This window comes from Pontivivens marinum, from assembly GCF_900231835.1.
Classification (GTDB): Bacteria; Pseudomonadota; Alphaproteobacteria; order Rhodobacterales; family Rhodobacteraceae; genus Pontivivens; species Pontivivens marinum.
Genome location: NZ_OCTN01000004.1, coordinates 97,347 through 120,525 on the forward strand (window position 1 = coordinate 97,347; position 23,179 = coordinate 120,525).

Annotated in this window: 25 protein-coding genes; 11 read left to right on the plus strand and 14 right to left on the minus strand. The window is 57.3% G+C overall.

What is annotated here, in order from left to right; all coding sequences use genetic code 11:
* Positions 1 to 49: 49 nt before the first annotated feature.
* Both CR254_RS11095 and CR254_RS11100 read right to left on the minus strand, forming a co-directional pair.
* Positions 50 to 1,564, minus strand: coding sequence for an ABC transporter substrate-binding protein (locus CR254_RS11095; RefSeq protein WP_245851585.1), 1,515 nt, complete (start codon positions 1,562 to 1,564; stop codon positions 50 to 52).
* 175 nt (positions 1,565 to 1,739) lie between these two features.
* Positions 1,740 to 2,750, minus strand: a complete 1,011-nt coding sequence (locus tag CR254_RS11100; RefSeq protein ID WP_097929960.1) for a hypothetical protein — start codon at positions 2,748 to 2,750, stop codon at positions 1,740 to 1,742.
* A 192-nt stretch (positions 2,751 to 2,942) separates the two neighbouring features.
* Here CR254_RS11100 and CR254_RS11105 point away from each other — a divergent pair, with 192 nt between their 5' ends.
* Genes CR254_RS11105 through CR254_RS11120 form a run of 4 tightly spaced genes read left to right on the plus strand, consistent with a single transcriptional unit; the run spans position 2,943 to position 7,130 of the window.
* Positions 2,943 to 4,070: an NAD(P)H-dependent glycerol-3-phosphate dehydrogenase gene (locus CR254_RS11105; RefSeq protein WP_245851586.1), complete on the plus strand. Its 1,128-nt coding sequence runs from the start codon at positions 2,943 to 2,945 to the stop codon at positions 4,068 to 4,070.
* Positions 4,067 to 4,843 carry an HAD-IIB family hydrolase gene (locus CR254_RS11110; RefSeq protein ID WP_097929962.1) on the plus strand — a complete coding sequence of 259 codons (777 nt, stop codon included), beginning with the start codon at positions 4,067 to 4,069 and terminating at the stop codon, positions 4,841 to 4,843. The genes CR254_RS11105 and CR254_RS11110 overlap by 4 nt, the downstream gene beginning before the upstream one ends.
* 1 nt (position 4,844) lies before the next feature.
* On the plus strand, positions 4,845 to 6,341 hold the full coding sequence (ggpS, locus tag CR254_RS11115) for a glucosylglycerol-phosphate synthase (RefSeq protein WP_097929964.1): 1,497 nt from the start codon (positions 4,845 to 4,847) through the stop codon (positions 6,339 to 6,341).
* Between the two features lie 3 nt (positions 6,342 to 6,344).
* A complete protein-coding gene (locus CR254_RS11120) occupies positions 6,345 to 7,130 on the plus strand; it encodes a DUF4198 domain-containing protein (RefSeq protein ID WP_097929966.1) in 786 nt (261 codons plus the stop codon).
* A 5-nt stretch (positions 7,131 to 7,135) separates the two neighbouring features.
* Here CR254_RS11120 and CR254_RS11125 read toward each other — a convergent pair whose 3' ends face one another.
* From CR254_RS11125 to CR254_RS11145, 5 genes are read right to left on the minus strand one after another with little or no spacing between them, the layout of a single operon-like run.
* On the minus strand, positions 7,136 to 9,037 hold the full coding sequence (locus CR254_RS11125; RefSeq protein ID WP_097929967.1) for a hypothetical protein: 1,902 nt from the start codon (positions 9,035 to 9,037) through the stop codon (positions 7,136 to 7,138).
* Complete coding sequence (gene motA, locus CR254_RS11130; protein ID WP_097929969.1) at positions 9,034 to 9,900, minus strand: flagellar motor stator protein MotA; 867 nt, start codon at positions 9,898 to 9,900, stop codon at positions 9,034 to 9,036. The genes CR254_RS11125 and motA overlap by 4 nt, the downstream gene beginning before the upstream one ends.
* 25 nt (positions 9,901 to 9,925) lie before the next feature.
* A complete protein-coding gene (locus CR254_RS11135; protein WP_097929971.1) occupies positions 9,926 to 10,492 on the minus strand; it encodes a MotE family protein in 567 nt (188 codons plus the stop codon).
* Positions 10,489 to 10,866 (minus strand): hypothetical protein, encoded by a 378-nt coding sequence (locus CR254_RS11140; protein WP_097929973.1) that lies wholly within the window; start codon positions 10,864 to 10,866, stop codon positions 10,489 to 10,491. Before CR254_RS11140 ends, CR254_RS11135 begins: the two co-directional genes overlap by 4 nt.
* A gap of 10 nt (positions 10,867 to 10,876) precedes the next feature.
* Positions 10,877 to 11,365, minus strand: a complete 489-nt coding sequence (locus CR254_RS11145) for a flagellar basal body-associated FliL family protein (RefSeq protein ID WP_097929975.1) — start codon at positions 11,363 to 11,365, stop codon at positions 10,877 to 10,879.
* A 133-nt stretch (positions 11,366 to 11,498) separates the two neighbouring features.
* On the opposite strand from CR254_RS11145, the gene fliF reads away from it, so the two are divergent.
* From fliF to CR254_RS11170, 5 genes are read left to right on the plus strand one after another with little or no spacing between them, the layout of a single operon-like run.
* Positions 11,499 to 13,067: a flagellar basal-body MS-ring/collar protein FliF gene (gene fliF, locus CR254_RS11150; RefSeq protein WP_180955974.1), complete on the plus strand. Its 1,569-nt coding sequence runs from the start codon at positions 11,499 to 11,501 to the stop codon at positions 13,065 to 13,067.
* The gene (locus CR254_RS11155; protein WP_097929979.1) at positions 13,064 to 13,675 is read left to right on the plus strand and encodes a FliH/SctL family protein; all 612 of its coding nucleotides are present in this window, start codon (positions 13,064 to 13,066) and stop codon (positions 13,673 to 13,675) included. The genes fliF and CR254_RS11155 overlap by 4 nt, the downstream gene beginning before the upstream one ends.
* A 34-nt stretch (positions 13,676 to 13,709) precedes the next feature.
* Positions 13,710 to 13,991, plus strand: a complete 282-nt coding sequence (locus CR254_RS11160; protein WP_097930308.1) for a FliM/FliN family flagellar motor switch protein — start codon at positions 13,710 to 13,712, stop codon at positions 13,989 to 13,991.
* Complete coding sequence (gene fliP, locus CR254_RS11165) at positions 13,981 to 14,697, plus strand: flagellar type III secretion system pore protein FliP (protein WP_097929981.1); 717 nt, start codon at positions 13,981 to 13,983, stop codon at positions 14,695 to 14,697. Before CR254_RS11160 ends, fliP begins: the two co-directional genes overlap by 11 nt.
* Entirely contained in the window at positions 14,694 to 15,734 is a 1,041-nt protein-coding gene (locus CR254_RS11170) for a flagellar motor switch protein FliG (RefSeq protein ID WP_097929983.1), read from the plus strand. Before fliP ends, CR254_RS11170 begins: the two co-directional genes overlap by 4 nt.
* 66 nt (positions 15,735 to 15,800) lie before the next feature.
* Here CR254_RS11170 and CR254_RS11175 read toward each other — a convergent pair whose 3' ends face one another.
* The 4 genes from CR254_RS11175 to CR254_RS11190 all read right to left on the minus strand — a co-directional run bounded on the left by CR254_RS11175 (position 15,801) and on the right by CR254_RS11190 (position 19,142).
* Positions 15,801 to 16,286, minus strand: a complete 486-nt coding sequence (locus CR254_RS11175; protein ID WP_097929984.1) for a bactofilin family protein — start codon at positions 16,284 to 16,286, stop codon at positions 15,801 to 15,803.
* Positions 16,276 to 17,589 (minus strand): DUF5930 domain-containing protein, encoded by a 1,314-nt coding sequence (locus CR254_RS11180; RefSeq protein ID WP_097929986.1) that lies wholly within the window; start codon positions 17,587 to 17,589, stop codon positions 16,276 to 16,278. Before CR254_RS11180 ends, CR254_RS11175 begins: the two co-directional genes overlap by 11 nt.
* Before the next feature lie 260 nt (positions 17,590 to 17,849).
* The gene (locus tag CR254_RS11185; RefSeq protein ID WP_097929988.1) at positions 17,850 to 18,668 is read right to left on the minus strand and encodes a ferritin-like domain-containing protein; all 819 of its coding nucleotides are present in this window, start codon (positions 18,666 to 18,668) and stop codon (positions 17,850 to 17,852) included.
* A 3-nt stretch (positions 18,669 to 18,671) separates the two neighbouring features.
* Positions 18,672 to 19,142 (minus strand): peroxiredoxin, encoded by a 471-nt coding sequence (locus CR254_RS11190; protein ID WP_097929990.1) that lies wholly within the window; start codon positions 19,140 to 19,142, stop codon positions 18,672 to 18,674.
* A 115-nt stretch (positions 19,143 to 19,257) separates the two neighbouring features.
* Here CR254_RS11190 and queA point away from each other — a divergent pair, with 115 nt between their 5' ends.
* Positions 19,258 to 20,304 (plus strand): tRNA preQ1(34) S-adenosylmethionine ribosyltransferase-isomerase QueA, encoded by a 1,047-nt coding sequence (gene queA, locus CR254_RS11195; protein ID WP_097929992.1) that lies wholly within the window; start codon positions 19,258 to 19,260, stop codon positions 20,302 to 20,304.
* A 6-nt stretch (positions 20,305 to 20,310) separates the two neighbouring features.
* Here the strand turns inward: queA and CR254_RS11200 are convergent, their stop codons facing one another.
* Positions 20,311 to 20,676, minus strand: coding sequence for a VOC family protein (locus CR254_RS11200; RefSeq protein WP_097929994.1), 366 nt, complete (start codon positions 20,674 to 20,676; stop codon positions 20,311 to 20,313).
* Positions 20,677 to 20,845: 169 nt separating this feature from the next.
* Here CR254_RS11200 and CR254_RS11205 point away from each other — a divergent pair, with 169 nt between their 5' ends.
* On the plus strand, positions 20,846 to 22,123 hold the full coding sequence (locus tag CR254_RS11205; protein ID WP_097929995.1) for an MFS transporter: 1,278 nt from the start codon (positions 20,846 to 20,848) through the stop codon (positions 22,121 to 22,123).
* Positions 22,124 to 22,165: 42 nt separating this feature from the next.
* Here the strand turns inward: CR254_RS11205 and CR254_RS11210 are convergent, their stop codons facing one another.
* Complete coding sequence (locus CR254_RS11210) at positions 22,166 to 22,675, minus strand: DUF3299 domain-containing protein (RefSeq protein WP_097929997.1); 510 nt, start codon at positions 22,673 to 22,675, stop codon at positions 22,166 to 22,168.
* Positions 22,669 to 23,172, minus strand: a complete 504-nt coding sequence (locus CR254_RS11215) for a DUF3299 domain-containing protein (RefSeq protein WP_097929999.1) — start codon at positions 23,170 to 23,172, stop codon at positions 22,669 to 22,671. The genes CR254_RS11210 and CR254_RS11215 overlap by 7 nt, the downstream gene beginning before the upstream one ends.
* Positions 23,173 to 23,179 lie beyond the last annotated feature (7 nt).

Consider the following 23,179-nt stretch of genomic DNA (forward strand, 5'->3'; position numbering starts at 1 on the left):
GGTGACTCCTCATCGCAACGGCGGGATCGCTCCCGCCGTGCGCTCCGGGTTACTTCCAGCTCGAATTTTGCAGACGGGGCAGGCCGTCCGGGTCGAGGGGGAAGTTCAAATCAGGCGAGGTCAGATAGTTCGCTGAATAGCTGAACAGCGGCGCCCAATATGCCTCATCAGCGATTGTGCCGATGGCCTCACTATAGATCGACAGGCGTTCATCCTGATCATTTGTTTGCTCAGCCGACAGGATCAGGTCCTGCAATTCCGCATCTCCAGACAGATTCCGGTCGGACTCCGAGAAGTGAATGCGCGCAATGGCTGCCGTATCCGCCGTGCCGCCGGACCCCCAAGTGCCGAAATAGGCGGGGATATCGCGTGCCGCCCGTGCTTGGTTCAGGCTTTCCAGCTTTACATAGCGCAGATCGACATCAATGCCGACCGCCTCCAGATCAGCGGCGACAGCCTCGGCCGCGGGTTTGTCACGATAGGCCCAGAATTCCAGCGGGAATCCGTCGGGATAGCCTGCTTCGGCCAGCAATTCGCGGGCGCGCTCCGGGTTGTATTCATATGCTGTCGAGGATTGGTCGCAGCCGAATTGCGCAGGGTGGCAGGCCGTGTGAATTGCCTCCGCCGAGCCGCCAATCAGGTATTGCGCCATTTCCTCTGTGTTCAAGGCATGGTTGATCGCGCGCCGCACCAGAACATTGGTCAGCGGTCCGTCGGGATCAGTGTGACCCGCCGCATCCAGAACGATAAACCCTACCCGCAAGTCCGCCCCGCTAAGGTGAGTGGCAAGCGGCGTCGCGCCCAGGCTTTGCGCAAGGTCGAGCGGCACCTTGAACATCCAGTCGATACCGCCGGACATCATCTCTGCCTGCTGGGTGCCAACATCGGGGATATTGCGAACAACAATGTTCTGGATTTCCGGTGCGTCACCGAAGAAACCGTCGAACCGCTCAAGCACCAGCTCGGTCCCCGGCTCAAAGCTTACCACGCGGTAGGGGCCGGTGCCGATCAGATCGCTGGACATTGCGTCGCGGTCGATCTGCCCGTCCACAGTATAGGTGCCTGCCTTGCGCAACATAATCCGGTTGGCCAGATCACGCAGGACAAGCGGATAGATCGAGGTCAGGTGAAAGCGCACGGTCTGGCCGTCGATCACCTCAACATTATCCAGCCAACGGGCCAGAACACCGTTGGCATTGGACTCGCTTTCCCCACTGGCAATCCAGTTGAAGGTGTAGGCGACATCCTCAGCCGTCAGCAGAGTGCCATCGTGGAACTGCACATCATCGCGCAGGGTCACATCCAGTGTTGTTTCGTCGACAAATTCATAACCGGTCGCAACCGAGGGCATGACCTGCTGCGTTTCCGGATCGATGTCGAACAGTGTCGCGTCGGTCAGTTGTGCCAGAATGATATATTCGCGCTTGGTCGTGTAGTTATAGTCGAGGTTCAGGATTTCCTCGGCCATTGCTGCACGCAGCGTGTCATTGGAGCGATCCGCGAATGCGGGTGTCGTCATACAGGTCAGGGCAATCGCGCTGACCATGCTTGTTAAACGCATCATGTTTTTTGTCATTTTTAGTCCTCCCTTATTCAGGGAAGCGTAGGTCAGCATGATGGTTCATAAAATTGCAAAGGACGGTACTACTCTTGCGATTTGCGCAACTGTTATGGCGCGTGCTGTCGGATTAGGAGGCCGTGGCGCAGTTAACAGGTTGCCCCGCTAACTGCGCCGCCTGTCATGGTGCGACTGGCGTAGATTCAGCTAGGAACACGCCGGTCAGGATTTCAGCTTCGCCATCCTCACGCACGCGGAAGGCGCTGCCCATTTCCTGCGTAGCACCACCGGGTCCGTAGAAGCGGCCGGAAATGTCGCTGTCGGAGGCTGCGGAAAAATCGGTGCTGTCATTGGATTGGTTGACCGCTTGCAATTCCGCATCCCACGTATTGTCGGTGATCGCAGTTGCCGCACCATTGATGATCAGGAAATCGTTGAGGGTTTCGCCCGCCAGATCGGTTAATGTCAGGTTGGTGATTGCGCTGTTCCCGCCTTGAACAATCTCACCGGTGATGAAGTTCATCTCAACCGTGACGTCGCCTGTAACTTCGCTAATCACCAGCGGGATTGTGTCGCCGGGATTGACGTTGTCGTTCCGCACGTAAAGACCCAAAACGCTGCCTGTAAAGATAACGTTTGTCCCCGTGGGCAGATTTGCCACGTCGGTCAGAGAGCCGGAATGCCAGCCGCCAACAAATGTTTGTGGGTTCGAATTGGCCGGAACATAGCGCCACAAACCGCCAAGAACGGAATCGTATGTCCCCAGTTCCAGCGCTTGTAGCTCCAATGTTCCGGTGGGGAAGTCGGTTGCAACATAAACGCCATCTAGCAGTTGCACATCAGAGGAAGTGATCTGATCGTTCAGAACGGCATTTACCAGACCGGTATCGGAGGAGGCTGTGAACTGGATGCCCTGCAACTTACGTGAATCGGACAAAACGCGCGCAACAATCGCATCGGGGGATTCCCCTGCTGGTGCTGCTGGATTAGCCTCGCGGTAGCGCAATGATTTGGAGATGCCGCCGGAGTTTCGGGTGCTTGAAAATTCGCCATCTGATAATTGGGCCAGCGTCAAACCGGTGGCCGGGGTTGATCCAGGGTTAAACACAATGCTGGGCGTACCACCTCCGCCACCACCGCAGCCGGCCAGTGCAAGCAACGTTGCGATATAGGATATGGTACGAATGTGCATTCTGAATGCCTCCTGAATATTTCGACGGCATCTGACAATTATGAAGGCGGTGATGCAACCAAAAGGCAGATAAAATCGATGGCTATTGTCATTCCTTGACGCTGCGGTGCAACATTCTCGCGACCATAAGTTGAAAGTGAGGACGCGTGCATCATCCTTACAACCATGAATTTAACAACAGGACGAGTTAGAATGCCCGACATGCTTCACGATGAACCACCGGAGGGAGATTTATCCTATCAACGAATCTGCGTTGTAGGAGGGGGCGCATGGGGGACAGCACTCGCATCAGTTGCAAAACATGCTGGTCGGGATGTGTCCCTATGGTGCCGCAATGCACAAACCGCACAGGCGATCAGCGAGCGTGGTGAAAACCCTAGCTACCTCAAAGGGATATCACTGGCCGAGGGTATCCGCGCCACAACCGACATGGCGCAGGCATTACAGGGTGCCGAGGCGATATTGCTCATCACGCCGTCGGTCAGCATTCGCGAAATGACCCGAGCCATTGCGCCGCTTGCTCCACTCGACTGCCCGATTTTTACCGGCGCAAAGGGCATCGAGGCGGGTAGCGGCCTGCTGATGACCGGTATCATGGCCGAGGAAACCCCGGGCCGCACCATCGGCGCGATTTCCGGCCCAACCTTCGCTGTTGAGACTGCTGCGGATCAACCAACTGCGGTGACGATTGCATGTACCTCCGGCCTCGTCGAGCCGAGCGCGATGGCCGCCGCACGTATGGCCGCTACGCTGACCACTGATAGCTTCCGCCCCTATATCTCCAACGATCTGGTCGGGGTTGAGATTGGCGGCGCGGTCAAAAACGTGATCGCGATTGCGTGCGGTATGCTGCACGGCGCGGGCTACGGTGAAAACCTGCGGGCGGCGTTAATCACGCGCGGCTTGGCAGAGATCAAGGAGCTGGCCGTCGCCATGGGCGGATTGCGCGAAACCGTCACAGGGTTGAGCGGCATGGGCGACCTGATGCTGACATGCTCCTCACCTAAATCGCGGAACTTTTCCTATGGAACGCAACGCGGCAGCGGGCTGTCCGAGGAGCAGGTCTTTGACGGGCGCCCCGTCGTTGTTGAGGGCCGCACTAATGCCGTTACCGTAACCGATCTGGCGCGCAGCAAGCAGTTGCACATGCCGATCTGCGAAATGGTCCGGTCAATCGTTTCAGATGGTCGTGAAATTGGCGAAGCATTCGCTGATTACTGGAGCTCCCCGATCGAGGGGGAGCCGCGGGCGATCAACTTCAAAATTCCACATCCGGCGAGCTCCGCCGCGCATCACAGATATGGGAGGGGTCGCGAATGAGCCTCCATCCGTCCGACGCTATTTTCACACTCGCAACCGATCTAGACGGCACATTCCTAGGTGGCAGCGACGCACAACGACAGGCCCTATATGATTGGATCGAGGCGCACCGCGATACGGTCAGCCTGGTTTTCGTATCGGGCAGGGACCCCGAATTTATCCACGCAATGTGCTCGGATAACTGGGTGCCATGGCCCGATTACGTGATTGGCGATGTCGGCACGACCGTCGCGCGCGTTGATCTGGCGGCGGATGGCAACCGCGTGTTACATAACCTAACCGGCTTGGAGCAGGCCATTGCGGATCTGTGGAACAATCGCGGTGATCAGGTGCGGGCTGCGCTGCGCTCCGTCGCCGGTATTCGTGAGCAGGCCACCGATTTCCGCTATCGGGTCAGCTATGACTTGGACGCCGCGGCGTTCGACGGATCGGCCAAAGATATTGTTGAGGGGATGGGGCTAGACTGGCTAATCTCTGATAATCGATATTTTGATGTCCTTCCGCCGGGGGTCAGCAAGGGCCCGACGCTTGAGCGGTTCATCACAGAATTTGGAATGGAACGGGCAAAGGTATTGGTCGCCGGCGACACGCTGAACGACCTGTCCATGTTCCAAACGGGATTAAACGGCGCTGTTGTCGGTGGTTCGGAGCAGCTCTTGCTCGACGCGACCCGCGACATTTCAACAGCGCGTAAATGCAAAGCGATCGGCGCGGCAGGGATTATGGAGGCGATTGCCGCCTTCGACCTGCACCCCGACGCGATTGGAGAATAAAATGAGTTCCGATCTGGTCATCGTCTACCACCGCCAACCCTATGAAGAGGTCGAGGTCGATGGGCATGTGGAGTTGCGCGAAAACTCCAGCCCGAACGGTATCGTCCCCACATTGAAAAGCTTTTTCGGACGTGTGGAAAAGGCGAGCTGGGTCGCGTGGAAATATGCCGACGACCCTGCAAATCCCGGTTTTGACCGCGTGATCGACATTGATGATAGCTACGGCAAATACTCCGTCTCGCGCCTGCCATTAACACCGGAGCAGGTGCAGAGCTTTTACCATGTCAGCTCAAAGGAAGCGTTTTGGCCGATCCTGCACGGTTTTAAGGAGCGTTATAACTACGATCCGGTCGATTGGCCGACCTTTCGTGAGGTGAACTGGGCCTTTGCCGAGGCCGCCGCGGAGGAGGCGAATGACGATGCCGTGGTTTGGATCCACGATTACAATCTATGGTTGGTGCCAGGTTATCTGCGTCAGTTGAAACCGAATGTGAAAATTGCATTCTTCCATCACACGCCGTTCCCGAACCCCGATATGTTCAACGTTCTGCCATGGCGCGAGGAAATCGTGAAAAGCCTGCTCGCGGCGGATTCTGTCGGCTTCCACATTCCCCGTTATTCGAATAATTTCAAGGCAGTGGCGCGCTCCATCAGTTCCGCCAAAACGGCTGATGAGGCCCCGACACTGCCCTCGATGACACCCAGCGGAATGGCACTGTCCGAGCGAAACACCGTCAAGGCGATGCGACACCACGATCACGAGATCATCATTGATACCTCACCCGTTGGCGTCGATACCAACTATATCGCGTCCGTGGTTGCGGACCCGGAGGTGAAGACGCGGGTCGAGGAAATCCGATCTGAAATCAAGGGTATGAAGCTGATCGTGTCGGTTGCCCGAACGGATTATACCAAGGGTAATGTCGAACAGCTCGAAGCATATGAGCGTTTGCTGCTGGCCCGCCCTGACCTGCGCGGCAAGGTCAGGTTGATGCATGTTTCCGTTGGTGCAAACCGAAATATGACAGCCTATGAGGAAGTGCAGCAGCGGATCGAGGAGATAAGCGGTCGCATCAACGGCACCTTCGGTTCGTTTGAGTGGCAGCCGGTTTCGCTGATTTCCACTGCCATCCCGTTCAGGGAGCTGATCGCCTATTACCGCGCGGCAGATGTTGCGTGGATTACGCCGCTGGCCGATGGCCTGAACCTTGTCGCGAATGAATTCTGTATGGCGCGCGACGATATGGACGGCGCACTGGTTCTATCCGAATTCGCAGGAACTGCCGTATTGCTAAACGGCGCCGTGCCTGTGAACCCGTTCAGCCATGCCTCAATGGATCGTGGAATTCAACAGGCGCTAGATATGGACAGGGATGAACGGCGCGGTCGGATGGAGCGATTGCGCAGCAGCGTTCAGGCATTTGATATCAATGCTTGGGTTGAAGCGCAGACAAACCTGTTTGACCGTTTGCGCAACCTGCCAGCAAAGGGAGAGTAAGCTATGAAAATTCTACCCGCAGCGTTGATCTTTCTGGGCATGCTGTCGCCAGCCGCCGCCCATGAATACTGGTTAGAGGCCCCCAGCCATTCGGTACAGGTTGGCGGTCAGGTCGGTATCGGTATTTTTGTCGGCTCCGATTTGACGGGGCAACAAATGCCCTATCTACCCCGTGGTTTCCGCAGCTTGCAGCATTTTGCACCGGGGGCTGAGGGCGCATTTGTTCAGGGGCGTATCGGATCAATGCCAGCGATTGCACTATCTGACCTGGACGAGGGATTGCACATCATTGCGCAAGAAACCCGCGACTCCCGTCTCACCTATACCGAGGCAGGAAAGTTCGAAACCTTCCTGCGTGCGGAAGGGCTGGATCACATCTTAACCGAACATGCGGAACGAGGGTTGCCCGAGGTTGGATTCGGCGAAACCTATTCACGTTCGGCCAAGGCACTGGTTGGCGTCGGCAATGCCGAGGGTGATGATTTCGAGGTCGGGTTACCGGTCGAATTGGTCGCTCTCGATAATCCGTTCACAACCTATGGTGACGTGCAAATCCAGTCATTAGTACAGGGTGAACCGGCGGCATATGTGCGCATAAATCTGTTTCACCGAAACGTGGCGGGGGTGGTTAGCGAAACACATCTAACAACGAATGAGGGGGGCATCGCGAATGCACCTGATTTAGGCACAGGGTTCTACCTTGCCAACGCAGTGCATATGGACCCGGTGCGGGATTTAGGACCTACTGCATGGCATTCGAGCTGGGCATCTTTGAGTTGGAGTAAGTGATTTTCCTAAGGCTCACCTACCGCACTGATTAATTCAACCGTTGATAGGCGTAGCGCTCGCCCAGCCTCAATAAGCTGTTGCGCCGATGCTAGGCTGGTCGGCGTGTCAGCACTGTCTGTCGCAGCGGGCGCTTGGGGCAGGGTCGTTTCAAGCGATTCCTCTGCTGGCACAGGCGCACGATTGGCTGTGGGGGGCGCTATCCAGTCAGCGTCTGTCGGCAATCCTAGCTGATCAAGACCCTGCGCAGCCGCGATCCGCGCGCTATCACCTGCCGAACCAGCGGGCAGAAAGTCGGCGTAATTTAGCACTGCACGGGCATAATCTGGGCTATCTACGGTCGTTTCGATGATTAACTCAGCGGCGACGTGCTGCCAGATTTCTGCCATCTCGGGCTCCCTCTGCGCGCTAGTGGTCAGAAGGTGTAGCGAGCTCGACAGGTTTCCTGATCGCGCACGGATTGAGGCGAGTAGTCGTATCGCTGTGCGCCCAAGCTCGGTTCCGCGCATTTGAAACGCAGTTGCAGCAAGGTCTAATTCTGCCGCTCGTGCTATCGGCTCGTTTTTGGTTAAGCCAATTTCAACAAGGCCGATGCGTGCCTGCAATCCGGCAATGCCACTATTTCCAGCCAGATGATTAAATTGACGTTCCGCGCGGTCATAATTCCCATCCATTTGACTGATTTTCGCACTGATCAATTGCATTTGAGCAGAGAGTGGAATTCCGGTGCGCTGTGCCAGTTCAAATGCTCGCTGGGCAGTGGCTGGCATGGAAAGTTCTAACCAATGTTCGGCCGCATGCTCAGCCATCAGGACGCGGAACTCGGGTGGTATTTCGGCCAGCGTTTCCAAATCCTCCGCTGCGTAAAGTGCCGCAATGTGAGCTCTATCATCGGTCAGGCGACTCCAAAATCCTGAGGCACCATCGCAACTGCTGAGGCGCGGTAGGGACGCCCCGGATCGACGTCCATCAACAATACCTGCCATGTACCATAAAACATCTCGATTTGGCAGTAGCTCACCGTGCATTTCTAGATGCAATTGTGCTTCGGTCCCTAAGCCCAATCCAATGGCGAGCAATACAGTTCTGCGTAACTGCACGCGATCTATTGTATCAAATTCGCGATACAGGCCGCCTCGAACCTTTATATATTCGTTGTATCGATCGACCGCCGTGCCCTCGGTGATTGGCGTAGGGAGAGTGCATTCCGATCGGGAAGGCGGCGTATAATTCTGAGGGCGTTCAAAAGCCGTGCGAATATCAATTCTGGGTTCAACTTCGGGCGTATCACCAGTAGGTATTATTTCGGGTGCAGGTTCGCTTATTTCGAGCGCTTCTGGCAACATAGACTCGATATCTTCTGGTTCTGGCGGTGTATCGGACAAGCTTAACAGCCCTTGATCGGCTGCTCTGGTGAGTTGTTCGACCAACCTGTCCCGGATTGTATCTAAATTCGGCACGGGGGGGGCGGCCATTTCAGTTGGAGCTGGTTCGGTACTTTCATCTTGCGCTACCTGCTCTGCTGGAGGTGCAGCTAGGTCAATTGCCTGCGTGACAGGCGCGCTGTTCGGGTCACGAATATCAATGACCAACACACGATTTTCGAGAGAAAACACCTGAACAGGGCAGTCGCATCCCAGCCGTAATGTGAATTGTGAGCCGCTTGTCTGCGTGCTGAGCAAGCGCGTCCTTGGTATCCGCGCGAAGATTCCACTTGTTGCGAGCGTGTTGAAATTTGGCAAATTCAGCGTAACCGTGCGCTCGTTTTGTGCCGCGGACCACCCCTCGGGCGGTATCGCGTCGATTACCAGCCGCGTAAACGTGCCATGTTCGCCTGAGCGTACTGCAATTTTATTCTGCGCCATTGCGGGTGATGCAATGATGGCGAGCAGTGCGATAACAAACCTCATGTCGAAACAGCCTCATTGCGAAGTGCACTATCAAGGTCGTCAAAACTCGGGCGGAACTCAGATGACATGCATTGGCGACCAATTTCGACGCACATATTGGGCGCATGGCTATGCAGGCTTGCGACGAGTACCTCGCGAATAAGGATGTAGAATTGATGATCATCCTCCGCGATTTCCTGCGCCTTGGTCGCAAATGGACCTACCAACGCATAGGCTAAGAATACGCCAAGGAAGGTTCCAACCAACGCGCCCCCAATCATTTTTCCTAGGACAGCGGGTGGTTGATCGATCGAGGACATTGTCTTGATCACCCCCAGAACAGCCGCAACAATCCCCAGCGCGGGCAATCCGTCGGCCATGTTTTGCAATGCGTGGCTGGGTTTTAGAGAGTGATGTAGATGCGCCTCCAGCCGCTTATCAATGACCTCCTCAACCTGATGCGGATCGTCATAGTTCATGGATGCTGCGCGCAAGGTGTCGCAGATCAGCGTAACAGCTGCACTATCTGCTAGAATGCGTGGAAATCGTTGAAAATGTAAACTTTCCTCGGGGTTCTCGATGTGTTCCTCGATTTGCACAGGGTTGTTCCGCGCAATGCGAAGTAGTTCGAACAGCAGGATCAGAACGTCGGAGTAATCACTGGATTTCCATTTTGCGCCGGTGAATACGCGGCGAATATCCCCCAAGCTTCCCTTTATCGTATGCATTCCATTCGAGATGATAAACGCGCCGATTGCCGATCCACCGATAATCATCATTTCATAATGCAGGGATGAAAAAATGATCCCGAGTTTTCCGCCGCCCCAGAGGTATCCCCCCAGAACCATAGCGAAGACGATGGCGAGGCCGAGCAATCCGGTCATAAGTAGTCTCCAGTAATAAGGGGCGCTATTGACGCACAACGGCGCTGTGGCGTCCGGCCATGACGGCGCTCAACGCATATGCCCGTTCGGGGGACAGCTCGGACAGGATTTGACCGGCGGCCTCGGGCTCCATCCGCATCAGGAAACCAGCGGCGAAGCTCGGCTCCATCGCCTCGAATAGTGGCGCGGCGGTCGCGGCGCGCATGCTTTCGTAAACGGTTACCAATCGTGCGACATCATTGTCCGCTGCGCCTGATGCGAGGGCGAGCGTATCACGCAGATCGGCCTCCGCACGTTCCAGCTCTGCTATCTGATTTCTAAGTGATGCTTGGGCAGTGGATAGCTGCTGGGACCGTGCATCCATTTGCGCTGCTCTGGCGTCCAGCTCGGCATCCCTGCGCTGTAAGGCTTGCAAAAACGCGTCGCCATCCGGCTCAGGCATGGTCTCCTCAGTCGGGTTTGCATGCGCAGAGGGCACAAAGCTGGCAAATTGATGGGCCCAATTGGGACCCTCAGCCGCAATGCGCAGGCCTGCCGATGCAGCAAAAATCCCGATCAGGACGAGAAGTGCAGGCGTCCTTTTTACGTTCATCGCTTCATCGCCTTATACGCATCCTTTAGGCTGCCGTTAAAGGGTTGGGGCGTTGGCGCCGCAGGCTTTGTCACGGGAACGGCGGTGCCAGTCCGCGAATCGTGCAATGTTGCCAGTAGCATTTCGAGCCGCCCCGCTGCCTGCTCCGCACGCGCGGTTTGGCGGGTCATTTCGGCGATCGCTTCCATCGAATGGTGCTGTGCCGCTGCCACAGTCGCCTTTGTCTCATCAACACGATGGGACAGGCCGGAAATCGCCGCCCCCATGCCGCGATCCAACCGGCTCAACGCCTTTAGACGCCGAGAGATGACGATGCAGTAAATCGTAAGGGATAATGTTGCCAGGATGAGCAACCCGTCGGCGAGCAATGTCATGTCAGCTCCTTTAGTTCAGGATGAATTCGGTGATGAGAAGGTCATGCACACGTTGCGGACCGACAATTACGGCGATCCGACGCAGCAATTGCGCGCGTAGGGTTAGTAAAGCGGAGGGTTGCTCCAGCATGGTCGGTTCTACTGCACGCAAATAGGTCGCGATCATATCGGCGATGCGGGGCTTAACCGCTTTGATCTCGGCCTCATATTGGGGCAGCACATCTAGCGTTGCCGAAAACCTAAGGTGACGCGCGCGGGAGTTCGGGCCCAAACTGATCAGTTGCGGCTCCATCGCAATGAACACAGCATCAATACTATCTTCCGGGGCAGGGGCGTGCTCCTCCACTTGCATCAGTGGGGATTCGGGCAGCAGGTGCAGCGGGTCCAATGCTATAAACCCAAAACCGCCAGCACCCATAATCGCACATAGAACAAGGGCGATCAGGGTGGGGAAACGCTTTCGCGGTTCGTCAGGTTGTGTGGCGGTTGCATCGCTCATGCGTTGGTCCTCATCGTGTTCGACATCCGTTCTAATCGGGCACCACTAACCAAATCTTAAGATGCAGGGCTTTATCGATAGTTCCAGACGATGGCCGGAAGCGCAGTCGAAGACCCTGGAGCGAGGTATAAACGTGAGCGAGCTATTTTCCCGATTCGAGGCAATGGAGGGACGTGCCCGACTAATTGCGGGCGGTGCTGCGCTGGCTGTTGTGGTTCTCGTCCTGATGCTGGGCCGGATGGCGACCTCACCACAGATGGCGTTGCTATATTCAGGGTTGGAACCATCCGTCGCGGCTGAGGTTTTGACCCAGCTTGAGGCGGATCAGATCGCCCATGATGTACGGGGAAGCTCGATCTATGTTGAGGAAAGCGCACGGGATCCCCTGCGCCTACGCCTTGCAGGGCAGGGCCTGCCAGCCAGTGGTGGGGCTGGGTATGAGCTTCTCGACTCTTTATCCGGTTTTGGCACAACCTCGCAAATGTTCGATGCCGCCTATCGTCGCGCGCAGGAGGGGGAGATTGCCCGCACAATCGCGGCCGCCCCCGCAATTCGATCGGCGCGTGTTCACCTGTCCCGAACCGAGGAATCCCCGTTTCGGCGCGATCAACAGGCCACCGCCTCTGTGACTGTAACAATGGCGAACGGGCGGCTTTCATCCGAGCGTGCGCGGGCTTTGCGATATTTGGTGGCATCCGCAGTGCCCGATTTGCAGCCCGATTCCGTGTCCATTATCGACGCGCAAGCTGGCTTGATCATTGGCGATGAAAGTGATGATCCAGCACAAAATGCAGGGGATCGTGCGGCACAAATGCGCGCTAATATCCTGCGTTTGCTTGAGGCACGGGTCGGCGTTGGCCGCGCCTTTGTCGAGGTTAATGTCGATACAACGTTAGACACTGAAACAGTGACGGAACGTGTCATCGATCCCGATAGTCGTGTCGCGATTTCCACCGATGTTGAGGAGGATCTGGAGGAGGCCACTGGCTCGGGCGCCAGCGCCGTTACCGTGGCCAGCAACTTGCCCGATGGGGATGCCGCAAATGGGGGCAGCAGCACCTCACGTGAACTGACCCGCACCCGTGAGCGTGTGAATTACGAGGTTTCCGAGATTCTGCGTGAGCGGATCAGCTCACCCGGTCGCGTCAGCCGCCTTTCCGTCGCGGTGTTGGTTGATGGGATCACGACCGAGGGTGCCGATGGCCCGCAATGGGCCGCGCGACCGCAGGCGGAGATCGACGCGATGGCCGAGCTCGTCCGCGCCACAGTCGGATTTGATGTCGCACGCGGCGATGTATTGACCATTGAGAGCATGCAATTCCCCGATCGTGCCGAGGCAGGCAGCATCGCCTATGCGCCATCATTGATTGGCGGTCAAATTCCCATCAGCTTGTTGATACAATTGGGTATTCTATCGGCTGTTGTGTTGCTGCTGGGGTTGTTCGTCCTGCGGCCAATTCTGACGGCACGTCAACAACCCACCATGCTGGACACCGCGATTGAGCTGCCCTCGCCTGAAAGCGGCCCGAAAATTACCCCTGAATTATTGCTGCTCGATAACATGCCGACTGAGGCAGAGGTGGAGGTATCCGAAACGCCCCTCACGAAATTCCGCGGCACCGTAGATGGGCGCAAGCCTGAGGCGGTGGACCTGTTGCGCAGCTGGATTAACGCCGATCTAGAAGAAGGAGCTTCGACATGACCGCCCGCCTTTTCCGTTTGGATAGCTTTAATGATGCGACGGCTCCACGGGAGCCCAAACCAGTGGAACCGGTTGTCGATCCACAAGTTGCCGAGCAGGCAGCACATGATTCCGGTTATGCAAAGGGATTCACTGACGGGGCCGCACGTGCAGCCGAGGCAGCGCAGCAACGGTCCGAAAATCTGCAATCAGGAATTATTGAGGCCCTGTCAGATGCGCAAATTGCGGTGCAAAGCGCCCGTGCAACGGCTGAGGGCGACCTGATGCAATTGGTCGCTGCAATCGCCGACACGGCGCTATCCAAAGCAGCGGCCGATGACTTTTCAAACCGTGTCTGCATCGCAATTCAGCAGGAGCTGTTCCTCTGTCCTCAGGCCTGCATCACGCTAAAACTCAACCCGTCAGAGGTGGAGCTGTTCGCAGGGCAAATGCCTGAGGGCATCGCAATTCAGCCTGACACGCAGTTGGCCACCGGCGTCGCGTCCATCTGCACTGACACCGGTTTGACGCGCCTGAGCACAGCGGAGGTTTTGCGCCGCATTTCCCAAACTCTATCGATCCCATCTCATCAACAGGAGCCTGAACATGAGTACCGAAACCGCGCCTGATACGCAAGCGACCAACCGTCTGGGTGAGATCGAAATGCTCAGCCCTCGGCGCAGTGGCGGCCCTACTCCGCAAGCATTTCGAGGAGTGCCGATTGAGGTTGTTGTGGCCGTGGGGCGCGCGCGCCCGATGATCGCGGACTTGGCCCGCTTGCGCCGCGATTCCGTGTTGTCACTGGACACGGCACTGACAGACCCGGTGGATTTATATGTCGGTGATCGCTTGATCGCCCGGGGTGAGTTGCAGGAAATGGAGGATGGCAGTGGGCGTCTAGGCGTTCGATTGACCGAGATAGCGGATCTGGAAGATGCGGTTTAGCCTTTTCCTGCTCACCCTGCTGGTGCTTGCATTTCCAGCGAGCGCACAAAGCGTCGCGCTCGATCTGGGTGGTGATGGCAGCGTGTCGATGCGAACAGTTCAGCTCTTCCTGATGGTCACCGTGCTCAGCCTTGCGCCGGGCCTAGCGGTCATGCTGACTTGCTTTCCATTTATCGTAACCGTGCTGTCAATCCTGCGGCAGGCGATTGGGGTGCAACAGGCACCGCCAAATATGTTGATCGTCAGCCTCGCGCTGTTTCTGACGTGGTTCGTGATGGAGCCAACTTTGCAGGCGGCTTGGCAAAGCGGGATTTCACCGATGATTGAGGGAACACTATCCGTTCAGGATGCGATCCCGAATACAATCGAGCCGTTTCGCGGCTTTATGCAGTCGCGCGTGAACCACGATACGCTCGTCACCCTCGCCGATGCGCGCGGTATTGTCGTCGAACAACAGCAGCCGCCGCTGAATATGCTGGTTCCCGCATTTATGTTGACCGAGGTGCAGCGTGGGTTCGAGGTCGGCTTTCTGATCTTCCTTCCGTTCCTCGTGATCGATTTGGTGATCGCAGCGATCCTGATGTCGATGGGCATGATGATGGTCCCCCCTGCGGTCGTGGCATTGCCATTCAAGCTGGCGTTCTTCGTCCTTGCAGATGGATGGGCCCTGCTGGCTGGTGCCCTCATTCGGAGTTATGAGCTATGAACAAACCGTTATCCGCGCCTTTGCCTACGCCTGCAAATACAGGGACAGAGTTTAGCTCCTCGCAAAAGGCAGCTATTGTTTTGGCTGCATTAGGGCCGGAACTGGCGTCGCCATTGATGCGCGACCTAGATGAGGCGCAATTGCGATGCTTTGCCGTATCAATCAGTGCGTTACGACGTGTTCCTCAAGCAGTGATCCTGAATGTGATTTCGGAATTTATGGTCGCCATGGGCGACGGTGCGGACATTTCCGGCGGCACAGATGCTGCGCGCCGAATGTTGGAGGCCGTTCTGGATACGCAGCAGGTTAACAGGATCATGGGCGATGTTGATGGCTCGATGAACCGGTCACTGTGGGATCAAATGGGGCAGGCGCCTAGCGCAGTTGTTGCGCGTTTCTTGCAAAATGAACATCCGCAAACGGCCGCTGTGGTGTTGAGCGAGCTGCGATCTGATCGTGCTGCCTCGGTTCTGGAGCATCTGGAAACCACCTTTGCGCAAAATGTTGTACTGCGTTTGTCACGTGTTCCTCGGCTGGAAACCAAGGTCGTTTCCTTGGTTGAGGCGGTGATTCAACGTGATTTCCTGAGCGTCGCATTGGATGGCAGCGATACACGCAGTCCGGCAGATCTGATTGCGGGCTTGATGAACAACGTCTCGGGAACTGTGCGCACCGACATGCTGGGCCATTTGGAAAACCGGGACCCTGAGCTATCGACAGAAGTGCAGCGTGTGATGTTCACATTCGGGGACATCGTGAAGCGGGTGGAGCCTCGTGATGTTGGCGGCATTGTTCGAAATATGGATGAAACAACTCTGCTCGTCGCGCTGAAATCGGGGAGCGCGTTTAGTGAGGAAAGTGTTCAGTTTATGCTGTCGAACATCTCGAAACGCCTTGCCGAACGGTTCACAGAGGAAATCAACCAGATGCCCGATGTGAAGCTGAAGGACGGCGAAAAGGCACAGTCCGAATTGATTGGTGAAATTCGCGCCCTTGCCCAACGGGGCGAACTGACGTTGATCATGCCAGAGGTCTAATTCAGTCGTACGCACAAAAAAACCCGGCTCAATGGCCGGGCTTTTAGAATAGTGAAACTGGCTGAATTACTCGCCGTTGCCCAATGGGGGCATTTGTGGAGGTGCCATGTTGCCCGTGCTCAGCGGATCGTCGCTGCGCTGGACCGAGCCCTCGAAATGTGCGCCGCTCTCGATCGCGATTGTCTTGTGGATGATGTCACCCTCGACACGTGCGGTGGAGGTCAGGCGAACCTTAAGTCCGCGAACACGGCCAACAACGCGGCCATTTACGACCAGATCGTCGGCGACGACTTCACCACGAACGGTCGCGCCATCCCCAACCGTCAGCAGGTGAGCGCGAATGTCGCCCTCAACAGTACCTTCGATTTGAATGTCGCCCGTCGTTTCCAGATTGCCCTTGATCGTCAGATCGGAGGACAGCACGGATGGCGATGGCTTCGGCTTTGGCGACGAAATCGGTGCGGAGGTTTTCGGGGCCGCAGGAACGGGCGGCTTAACATCGTCCGTTTTTGGTGCGTCGATAGGGTCGGTGATTTTGCTCTTAGAGAACATCTTCGGCTGCCTTCAAATAAGTCATCGGGTCCACGGGCCGTCCGTCGCGGTGAACTTCGTAATGCAAATGCGAACCTGTGGATCGGCCAGTTGAGCCCATATCCCCGATTCGATCGCCTGCATCGACACGATCACCAACCGCGACGCGAATCCGGCTCATGTGAGCATAAAGCGTTTCGTAGCCGAACGCATGCTGGATTCTGACGAGATTTCCAAATGCGCCACTGCGGCTGGCGAAAATCACTTCGCCCGCCCCTGTAGCGTAGAGCGGCGTGCCAACAGGGGCGGCGAAATCCAGCCCGTTATGTCGGCGCGCACTGCCATTAAAGGGGTCGCGGCGCGTACCAAAGCCGCTGGTTTGCCGGAATGCGGTGTGAACGGGGCCAGCAAACGGCATGTGTTCCAGTGCATCACGTCGGGCATTCAGGTCCGAAATCCGGTTGAGCAGCAGGCTGACGCGGTCCAGTGAGGCCGGCGTGATGTCGCCATTATCGTCCAGCCCGACCTCTGGGCCACCCTGACCGGTATAGTCGTCACCGGTTGGGAACATGGCCTCAATATCAGCACCGGCAGCATCGAAAACGCTGTCCAGTTCGGCGATAGACCCCTCAACAGCGCGCTCAACCCGATCAATCACACGCTCCTGACGTTGCTCTGCCAGAATTGCGCGGGCCTCAAGCTGATCACGTTCTGTGGCGAAACCGGCAAGCTCAACCGCCATGTCGTTGCGATCCTGCGCGGTGCGGCTCAACCCTTGCAGCAGAACATCAACTGTGCGGCCCAGATCAACGGCCTGATCCGAGCGCAGGTTTAGGTCATTGGCCAATGTGGCAACCTGTTCCAGCGCGAGGTCCAACGCATCATCCCGTTGAACCAAGGCCATTTGGCGTCGGTCCAGGGTCGCGCGCTGGTCCTGTGTAATTTGTGTCGCCTCGGCGATGTCATTGCGCAGCAGGACGATTTCGGCCTGCTGTTCGCTCATAATCGCGGCGGCCTGTTCGAACCGGACGCGCGATGCCTCTGCCTGTGCGGCAAAGCTGGCGCGATCCTGTACCAATTCCTCGATACGGTTCAGTTGTACGCCCTGCACCATAATCGCGGAGGTTGCCTGACGAGGGGCCATCGCATCGGTCGCGATAATGATGGTCGCAAACGCTGTCCAGCCAACAAAGCCTGTGCCCAAAAGACCCAGCCCAATCTGACGCAGCGGTGTCAATCGCGCATGTGCTGTTTGATTTGATGTCGCAACATAAATTCGGCGGTCGGAAATGACCCGACCTAGAACTTTGTTCAAACGTTTCATTCTAGTCCCTCAGCAACGGAGCGTGTCCGATTTTTCGGTTCACGCCGGCCCTGTCTGCCCCCACAGGTGGTCCGTGCGTAATTCGTAGCGAAGCGCACACCGACCTACAACAATTCGTGTGCGTATTTGTACATCCGACTAAAATACTTTGCATTTTGACCGAGACGCCCTAGGGGATTCGGCAAAAACCTGCCGATCCGCCCTGCGTGCGATGGGGAAACATCCCTGAATCGGGAAAACTGATTCTACTGCCGCGTGTGTTATTCGTCAGCAAGCGGCCAGTAGAAATCGAGGGGGATGCCCGCCTCGGCCCGTTTCTCATCATTAAAGGGCGGTTTTAGCGGCCCATGGAAATACCGTGTAACAAGCTCGTGGAATGCATCGCGGGGGTCACGTTCATGCCGACCACACAGGAAATGAAACCATTTCGAGCCATAGGCCACATGGCCGACTTCCTCAGCGTAGATGGTGTTTAGCGCCTCAACGGTCTCCGCATCCTTGGCCCGCTCGAACAGGGTGATCATCCCCGGCGTTACGTCCAGACCTCGTGCCTCCAACACCATGGGCACAACTGCAAGGCGTGCCTCCAGATCCTCGGCGGTATCCTCGGCCGCGCGCCACATTCCGGCATGGGCGGGCATTGCGCCATAATGGCTGCCCATGGCCTGCAACCGGTCGGCAAGGAGGTTGAAGTGCTTGCTCTCCTCATCCGCCGCACGCACCCAGTCATCGTAAAATCCGGCGGGCATTTTCACATGGGTAAACCGCGCAATGATGTCCCAGTGCAGATCGACGGCGTTCAACTCGATATGCGCAATGGCATGCAAAATGGCGATGCGCCCCTCGGGTGATCCGGGGCGACGGCGGGGAACATCGCGCGGGCTCAGCAGCTCTGGTTGTTCGGGCCGTGCGGGCTGCATCGGAGGTGAGGCAGTGCCAATTGGCATCCGGTCCCCATCCCAGCGCCGTTGCCATTCGGCGGCGCAGGCGCGTGAAAAGGCGGTTTTGCCGCGCGCATCAGGCATCCGCAGAACAGCGTCGGCACATTCAGCTAGGGTCGGGGGAATGGTGAAATCCATGGATTAGGCGCCTAGCTGCTTGGCGGCATCCAACACGGCGTCAACATGGCCCGCGACCTTCACCTTTGGCCAGATTTGCGCAATCTGCCCGTTGGCATCGATCAGGACGGTTGTACGCTCAATCCCCATATAGGTTTTGCCGTACATCTGTTTTTCCTTCCACACGCCATATGCCTCGCAGGCGGTGCCCTCAATGTCCGAGAGGAGGGGCATGCCAAGCGCATGCTTGGCCGTGAATTTATCGTGCTTGGCGACTGTATCCTTGGAACAACCGACAACCTTCACGCCGAGCGCATCGAATTGGGGCAGGGCCTCGGTAAAGCTGATGGCCTCCTTGGTGCAGCCGGACGTGTCATCCTTGGGGTAAAAGAACAGCACGACGGGTGCGCCGCGCAGATCGGCAAGGTTCAACATCTCCCCACCGGAAACCGGCAGGTTAAACAGGGGGGCGGTGTCGCCAATGGACAGGGGCATTGCGGGCTCCTCGCTATGAGTTTTATCCTTTTTATCGCGGGCAGGGCTGTGCGCCACCCCTTTACATCGTCGCACGCCGCTGGCACCCGTCCGTGAAACACGCCCCGAGGATGCCATGAAGCTCAGCGATTTTGATTTCGACCTGCCTGAACACCTGATCGCCCTGCGACCTGTGCGCCCACGCCCCGCATCGCGGATGCTGCTGGCACAGGGGGCGCAAACGCAGGATCGGCATGTCAGCGATCTGCCAGAGATTTTGCAGCCCGGCGATTTGATGGTGTTCAACGATACCAAGGTCATCCCCGCCCGCCTGTTCGGCACGCGCAGTCGTGTCAGCGCCCATGGGTCCGGCGTGGCCAAGGTTGAGGCGACCTTGTTGGAGCGTACTACCCCCGATACTTGGTCCGCGCTTGCCCGTCCGGGGCGAAAGCTTGCAGTCGGCGATGTGATGCAATTCGAAAACCTGTCGGCGGAAATCGTGGCTAAGGGGCAGGATGGCCGCGTGACGCTGCGCTTCGATCAGGCGGGTGCGGATCTGGATGCGGCGATTGCGCTGGCGGGGCAAATGCCCTTGCCCCCCTATATCGCGGCTCGTCGTCCCGCGGATGAGGCGGATCGTGAGGATTACCAGACCGTGTTCGCCGATAAACTGGGCGCGGTTGCGGCACCGACTGCCTCGTTGCATTTCGATGATGACCTGCTGGCGCGACTGGCCGCGCGCGGTGTGGAAAACACTCGCGTCACGCTACATGTCGGCGCAGGCACGTTTTTGCCGGTAACCGTGGATGACGTGTCCGACCATAAGATGCATTCAGAGTGGGGTGAGGTCAGTGTCGAGGCCGCCGAAACCATTGCCAAGGCAAAGGCCGAGGGCCGCCGCGTGATCCCTGTTGGCACCACCGCCCTGCGGTTGATCGAGGCGGCCAGCGCATCCGGCACCATCGCGCCATGGCTTGGCGATACGGATATCTTCATCACGCCCGGCTATCAGTTCCGCACGGCGTCCGGCCTGATGACCAACTTCCACCTGCCGCGATCGACATTGATGATGCTGGTGTCGGCAATGATGGGCGTGGACAGGATCAAGGAAATCTATGCCCACGCCATTGCGGATGAATACCGGTTCTATTCCTATGGCGACAGCTCGCTGCTGTTACCATAGCGGGTTTTAAGCGTAGCTGATGATCTCAATCTCGATGCCGTTTTCCTCAGCGAAGTAAAAGCGGCGGCCGGGTTCGTAGTCGGCGTGATTGGTTGTGGTGTAACCGGCGGCCAGCACCTTTGCCTCAACCGCGTCCAGATCATCCACAACGACACCGATATGATTTAGGCGTCCGCTATCCTGGGGTTGCGGGTCGCCCGCTGCTGGTGCCCAGATCGCCAGATAGCTGTCGTTCTCACCAACATGGATCGAGCGTCCGCCCAGTTTTCCCGTGCCCTGCCAGCGGATGTGCCAGTCAAATAGGGCGCACAACATTTGGCTGGTTGCATCGGCATCTGCTACTGTGACGTTAACGTGTTCTAGTCGTGTCATGGTGTTTCCCTCCAATGTGACGACTCAGTTTTTGGGACCTCAAGTGTGGTTGAGGTCAAGGTAGTTCTGTAGCGACACGAAATGTCGATTTGGGCTTGGACAGTGCTTGCCATGGCTGGTACGCGGCCCAGATTACCGCGATGTGGCCCGGCTATAGGAGTGGCTTGTTATGGTTAAGGTATTTTCGAACTCTTGGGCGCTGTTCATTGGTGTGCTTTTGCTGATGATCGGCAACGGCCTACAGGGAACATTGCTGGGTTTGCGCGGTGCGTTCGAGGGGTTCGACGCGTCCGTCATGGCGTGGGTCATGTCCGCCTATTTTGCGGGCTTTCTGTTCGGGTCGCGTATGGCACCCGGTATGATTCAGCGGGTCGGCCATGTACGGGTTTTCGCGGCATTGGCGTCGCTGATCTCCGCCGGATTTATTCTATATGCTGCGGTGCCGGACCCGATTGCGTGGGCCGCTATGCGGTTCGTTGTCGGGTTCTGCTTTTCCGGCGTGTATGTGGTTTGCGAAAGCTGGCTGAACGATGCCTCGACAAACGAGACGCGGGGCAAGACGCTGTCGCTGTATATGATCGTGCAAATGCTGGGTATTATCTCGGCCCAGTTCATCGTGAACTTTGCTGATGCATCCAGCTATATCCTGTTCGTCGTCATGTCGGTGCTGGTTTCCGTCAGCTTCGCCCCCATTTTGTTGAGCGCAACACCCGCCCCTGTTTTTCAGGGTGCGAAACCTATGACCCTGCGCCAGCTATACATCACCTCGCCTTTGGGCTGTGTGGGTATGTTTTTCATGGGGGCTGTATTTGCCGGAATGTTCGGCATGTCAGCGGTTTACGGCGCTGAAAAGGGGTTGAGCGTCGCGGATATCACGACCTTTGTTGCGGTGATTTATCTGGGCGGGATGGTTCTGCAATATCCTATCGGCTGGATGAGCGACCGTATGGATCGACGCCGCCTGATTACCTTTACCTGCCTAGCTGCGGCGGCAACCATGATCCCTGCGGCGGCCTTTGCGGGCAGTTATATCGTGCTGCTGATCGCGGCCTTCGTGCTGGGTGGTCTGGGCAACCCGCTATATTCGCTGCTGATCGCCTATACCGCCGATTATCTGGAGCCGGAGGATATGGCCGCGGCATCGGGTGGTCTGATGTTCATCAACGGGTCGGGCGCCGTGTTGGGCCCGTTCATCGTGGGTGCGATGATGACCAATCTGGGGCCGGATTTCTTCTTTGTTTTCATGGCGCTGAACTTCGCAATTATCGCGGGGTACGGCCTGTACCGGATGACACGTCGTGCGGCCCCCTCGGTCGAGGATACGGCCAGCTACGCCTATGTTGCCCCGCAGGCATCGCCTGTGGCGGTGGAGGTGGCGCAGGAATACGCCATCGACTTGGCCGAGCAGGATGAGGAAGCAGCCGAGGCTGAAGCGACTGTTATCTAATAGCAAAGCCCACGCGGTGCGATCCGCGTGGGCTGCCTGATATTACGCCTGATAGGGGGTGATCAGATCGGCAGATAGCGCATATCCGATCTCCGCCAATTCCGTAGACATTGATGATACGCCAAACATGCCCGTGACGCTGACCGGCTCGAACAATCCCTCGCTCTGATAGGGACGTTCGGTCGTGACAAAGACCAACTGGTTCGCAGGCGGCGGCGGAACATGCACGCAGGCCCCGACAAAGGGCACGAGGATAAAGGCCGTCACGCCGGTTCCCGAATATTCGATGGGTACGATAAAACCGGGCAGGCGCACGATTTGGCCGTTCCACTCATTGCGCACACCGGTGGAGCGCGGCTGCTGGGTGTTCATCGGCGCTTGGTCGTGATCGATCAGGCTTTGCAAGGCAGGGGGCAGGGCGGGCTGCCCCTCAGGCACCAGATCGCTCCAACTTAGATCAATGTAATCCTGCGCCCGTGCGATTTGCGGAATCAACGCCAGCGCGCCCATTCCCGCCATGAGCAGCCGACGGTTGAGATGGTGGTTTACCATACATAAACCTCCATCTCATCAGCGGTCAGAACATAGCCGGTATCAGCGACCTCGGTTGATTGGATTTCGTGCTGCATCTCACCTGTCACCCAGACGGCCTCCCACAAATCATCATGGGGCCATGGGGTTTTCGCGGTGACAAAAACTAGCTGGTTGGCGGGTGGTGGTGGCGTGTGTAGGCACGCGCCAACATAGGGGACCAGCACGAAACTGCTGACGCCGCTGGTCGAGATTTCAATGGGGATGATAAAGCCCGGCATCTTGATATAGGCACCGTCCAGCGCGGGGTTCAGCTTGGTCGCGTTATTGTCAAAGACGGGGCGCCATGTGTCGTTCACCTCGTCCATCAGTCCCTCACCGATAATCTCGGAATAGGGCACGCCGGGGGGGATCAGGTCATCCCACGTGATTTCAATCGGTGTGTCGGCCATGGCGACGTTGGGCAGGGCGAAACCTGCCGCTGCGGTGGTCAGCAATTGGCGTCGTGATAAATACATACGCGTC

Bases quoted from the DNA above. Each gene is read 5' to 3' on its own strand.
- CR254_RS11095 (WP_245851585.1), bottom strand. From the start codon at position 1,564: ATGATGCGTTTAACAAGCATGGTCAGCGCGATTGCCCTGACCTGTATG.
- CR254_RS11100 (WP_097929960.1), bottom strand. From the start codon at position 2,750: ATGCACATTCGTACCATATCCTATATCGCAACGTTGCTTGCACTGGCC.
- CR254_RS11105 (WP_245851586.1), top strand. From the start codon at position 2,943: ATGCCCGACATGCTTCACGATGAACCACCGGAGGGAGATTTATCCTAT.
- CR254_RS11110 (WP_097929962.1), top strand. From the start codon at position 4,067: ATGAGCCTCCATCCGTCCGACGCTATTTTCACACTCGCAACCGATCTA.
- ggpS (WP_097929964.1), top strand. From the start codon at position 4,845: ATGAGTTCCGATCTGGTCATCGTCTACCACCGCCAACCCTATGAAGAG.
- CR254_RS11120 (WP_097929966.1), top strand. From the start codon at position 6,345: ATGAAAATTCTACCCGCAGCGTTGATCTTTCTGGGCATGCTGTCGCCA.
- CR254_RS11125 (WP_097929967.1), bottom strand. From the start codon at position 9,037: ATGAGGTTTGTTATCGCACTGCTCGCCATCATTGCATCACCCGCAATG.
- motA (WP_097929969.1), bottom strand. From the start codon at position 9,900: ATGACCGGATTGCTCGGCCTCGCCATCGTCTTCGCTATGGTTCTGGGG.
- CR254_RS11135 (WP_097929971.1), bottom strand. From the start codon at position 10,492: ATGAACGTAAAAAGGACGCCTGCACTTCTCGTCCTGATCGGGATTTTT.
- CR254_RS11140 (WP_097929973.1), bottom strand. From the start codon at position 10,866: ATGACATTGCTCGCCGACGGGTTGCTCATCCTGGCAACATTATCCCTT.
- CR254_RS11145 (WP_097929975.1), bottom strand. From the start codon at position 11,365: ATGAGCGATGCAACCGCCACACAACCTGACGAACCGCGAAAGCGTTTC.
- CR254_RS11155 (WP_097929979.1), top strand. From the start codon at position 13,064: ATGACCGCCCGCCTTTTCCGTTTGGATAGCTTTAATGATGCGACGGCT.
- CR254_RS11160 (WP_097930308.1), top strand. From the start codon at position 13,710: ATGCTCAGCCCTCGGCGCAGTGGCGGCCCTACTCCGCAAGCATTTCGA.
- fliP (WP_097929981.1), top strand. From the start codon at position 13,981: ATGCGGTTTAGCCTTTTCCTGCTCACCCTGCTGGTGCTTGCATTTCCA.
- CR254_RS11170 (WP_097929983.1), top strand. From the start codon at position 14,694: ATGAACAAACCGTTATCCGCGCCTTTGCCTACGCCTGCAAATACAGGG.
- CR254_RS11175 (WP_097929984.1), bottom strand. From the start codon at position 16,286: ATGTTCTCTAAGAGCAAAATCACCGACCCTATCGACGCACCAAAAACG.
- CR254_RS11180 (WP_097929986.1), bottom strand. From the start codon at position 17,589: ATGAAACGTTTGAACAAAGTTCTAGGTCGGGTCATTTCCGACCGCCGA.
- CR254_RS11185 (WP_097929988.1), bottom strand. From the start codon at position 18,668: ATGGATTTCACCATTCCCCCGACCCTAGCTGAATGTGCCGACGCTGTT.
- CR254_RS11190 (WP_097929990.1), bottom strand. From the start codon at position 19,142: ATGCCCCTGTCCATTGGCGACACCGCCCCCCTGTTTAACCTGCCGGTT.
- queA (WP_097929992.1), top strand. From the start codon at position 19,258: ATGAAGCTCAGCGATTTTGATTTCGACCTGCCTGAACACCTGATCGCC.
- CR254_RS11200 (WP_097929994.1), bottom strand. From the start codon at position 20,676: ATGACACGACTAGAACACGTTAACGTCACAGTAGCAGATGCCGATGCA.
- CR254_RS11205 (WP_097929995.1), top strand. From the start codon at position 20,846: ATGGTTAAGGTATTTTCGAACTCTTGGGCGCTGTTCATTGGTGTGCTT.
- CR254_RS11210 (WP_097929997.1), bottom strand. From the start codon at position 22,675: ATGGTAAACCACCATCTCAACCGTCGGCTGCTCATGGCGGGAATGGGC.
- CR254_RS11215 (WP_097929999.1), bottom strand. From the start codon at position 23,172: ATGTATTTATCACGACGCCAATTGCTGACCACCGCAGCGGCAGGTTTC.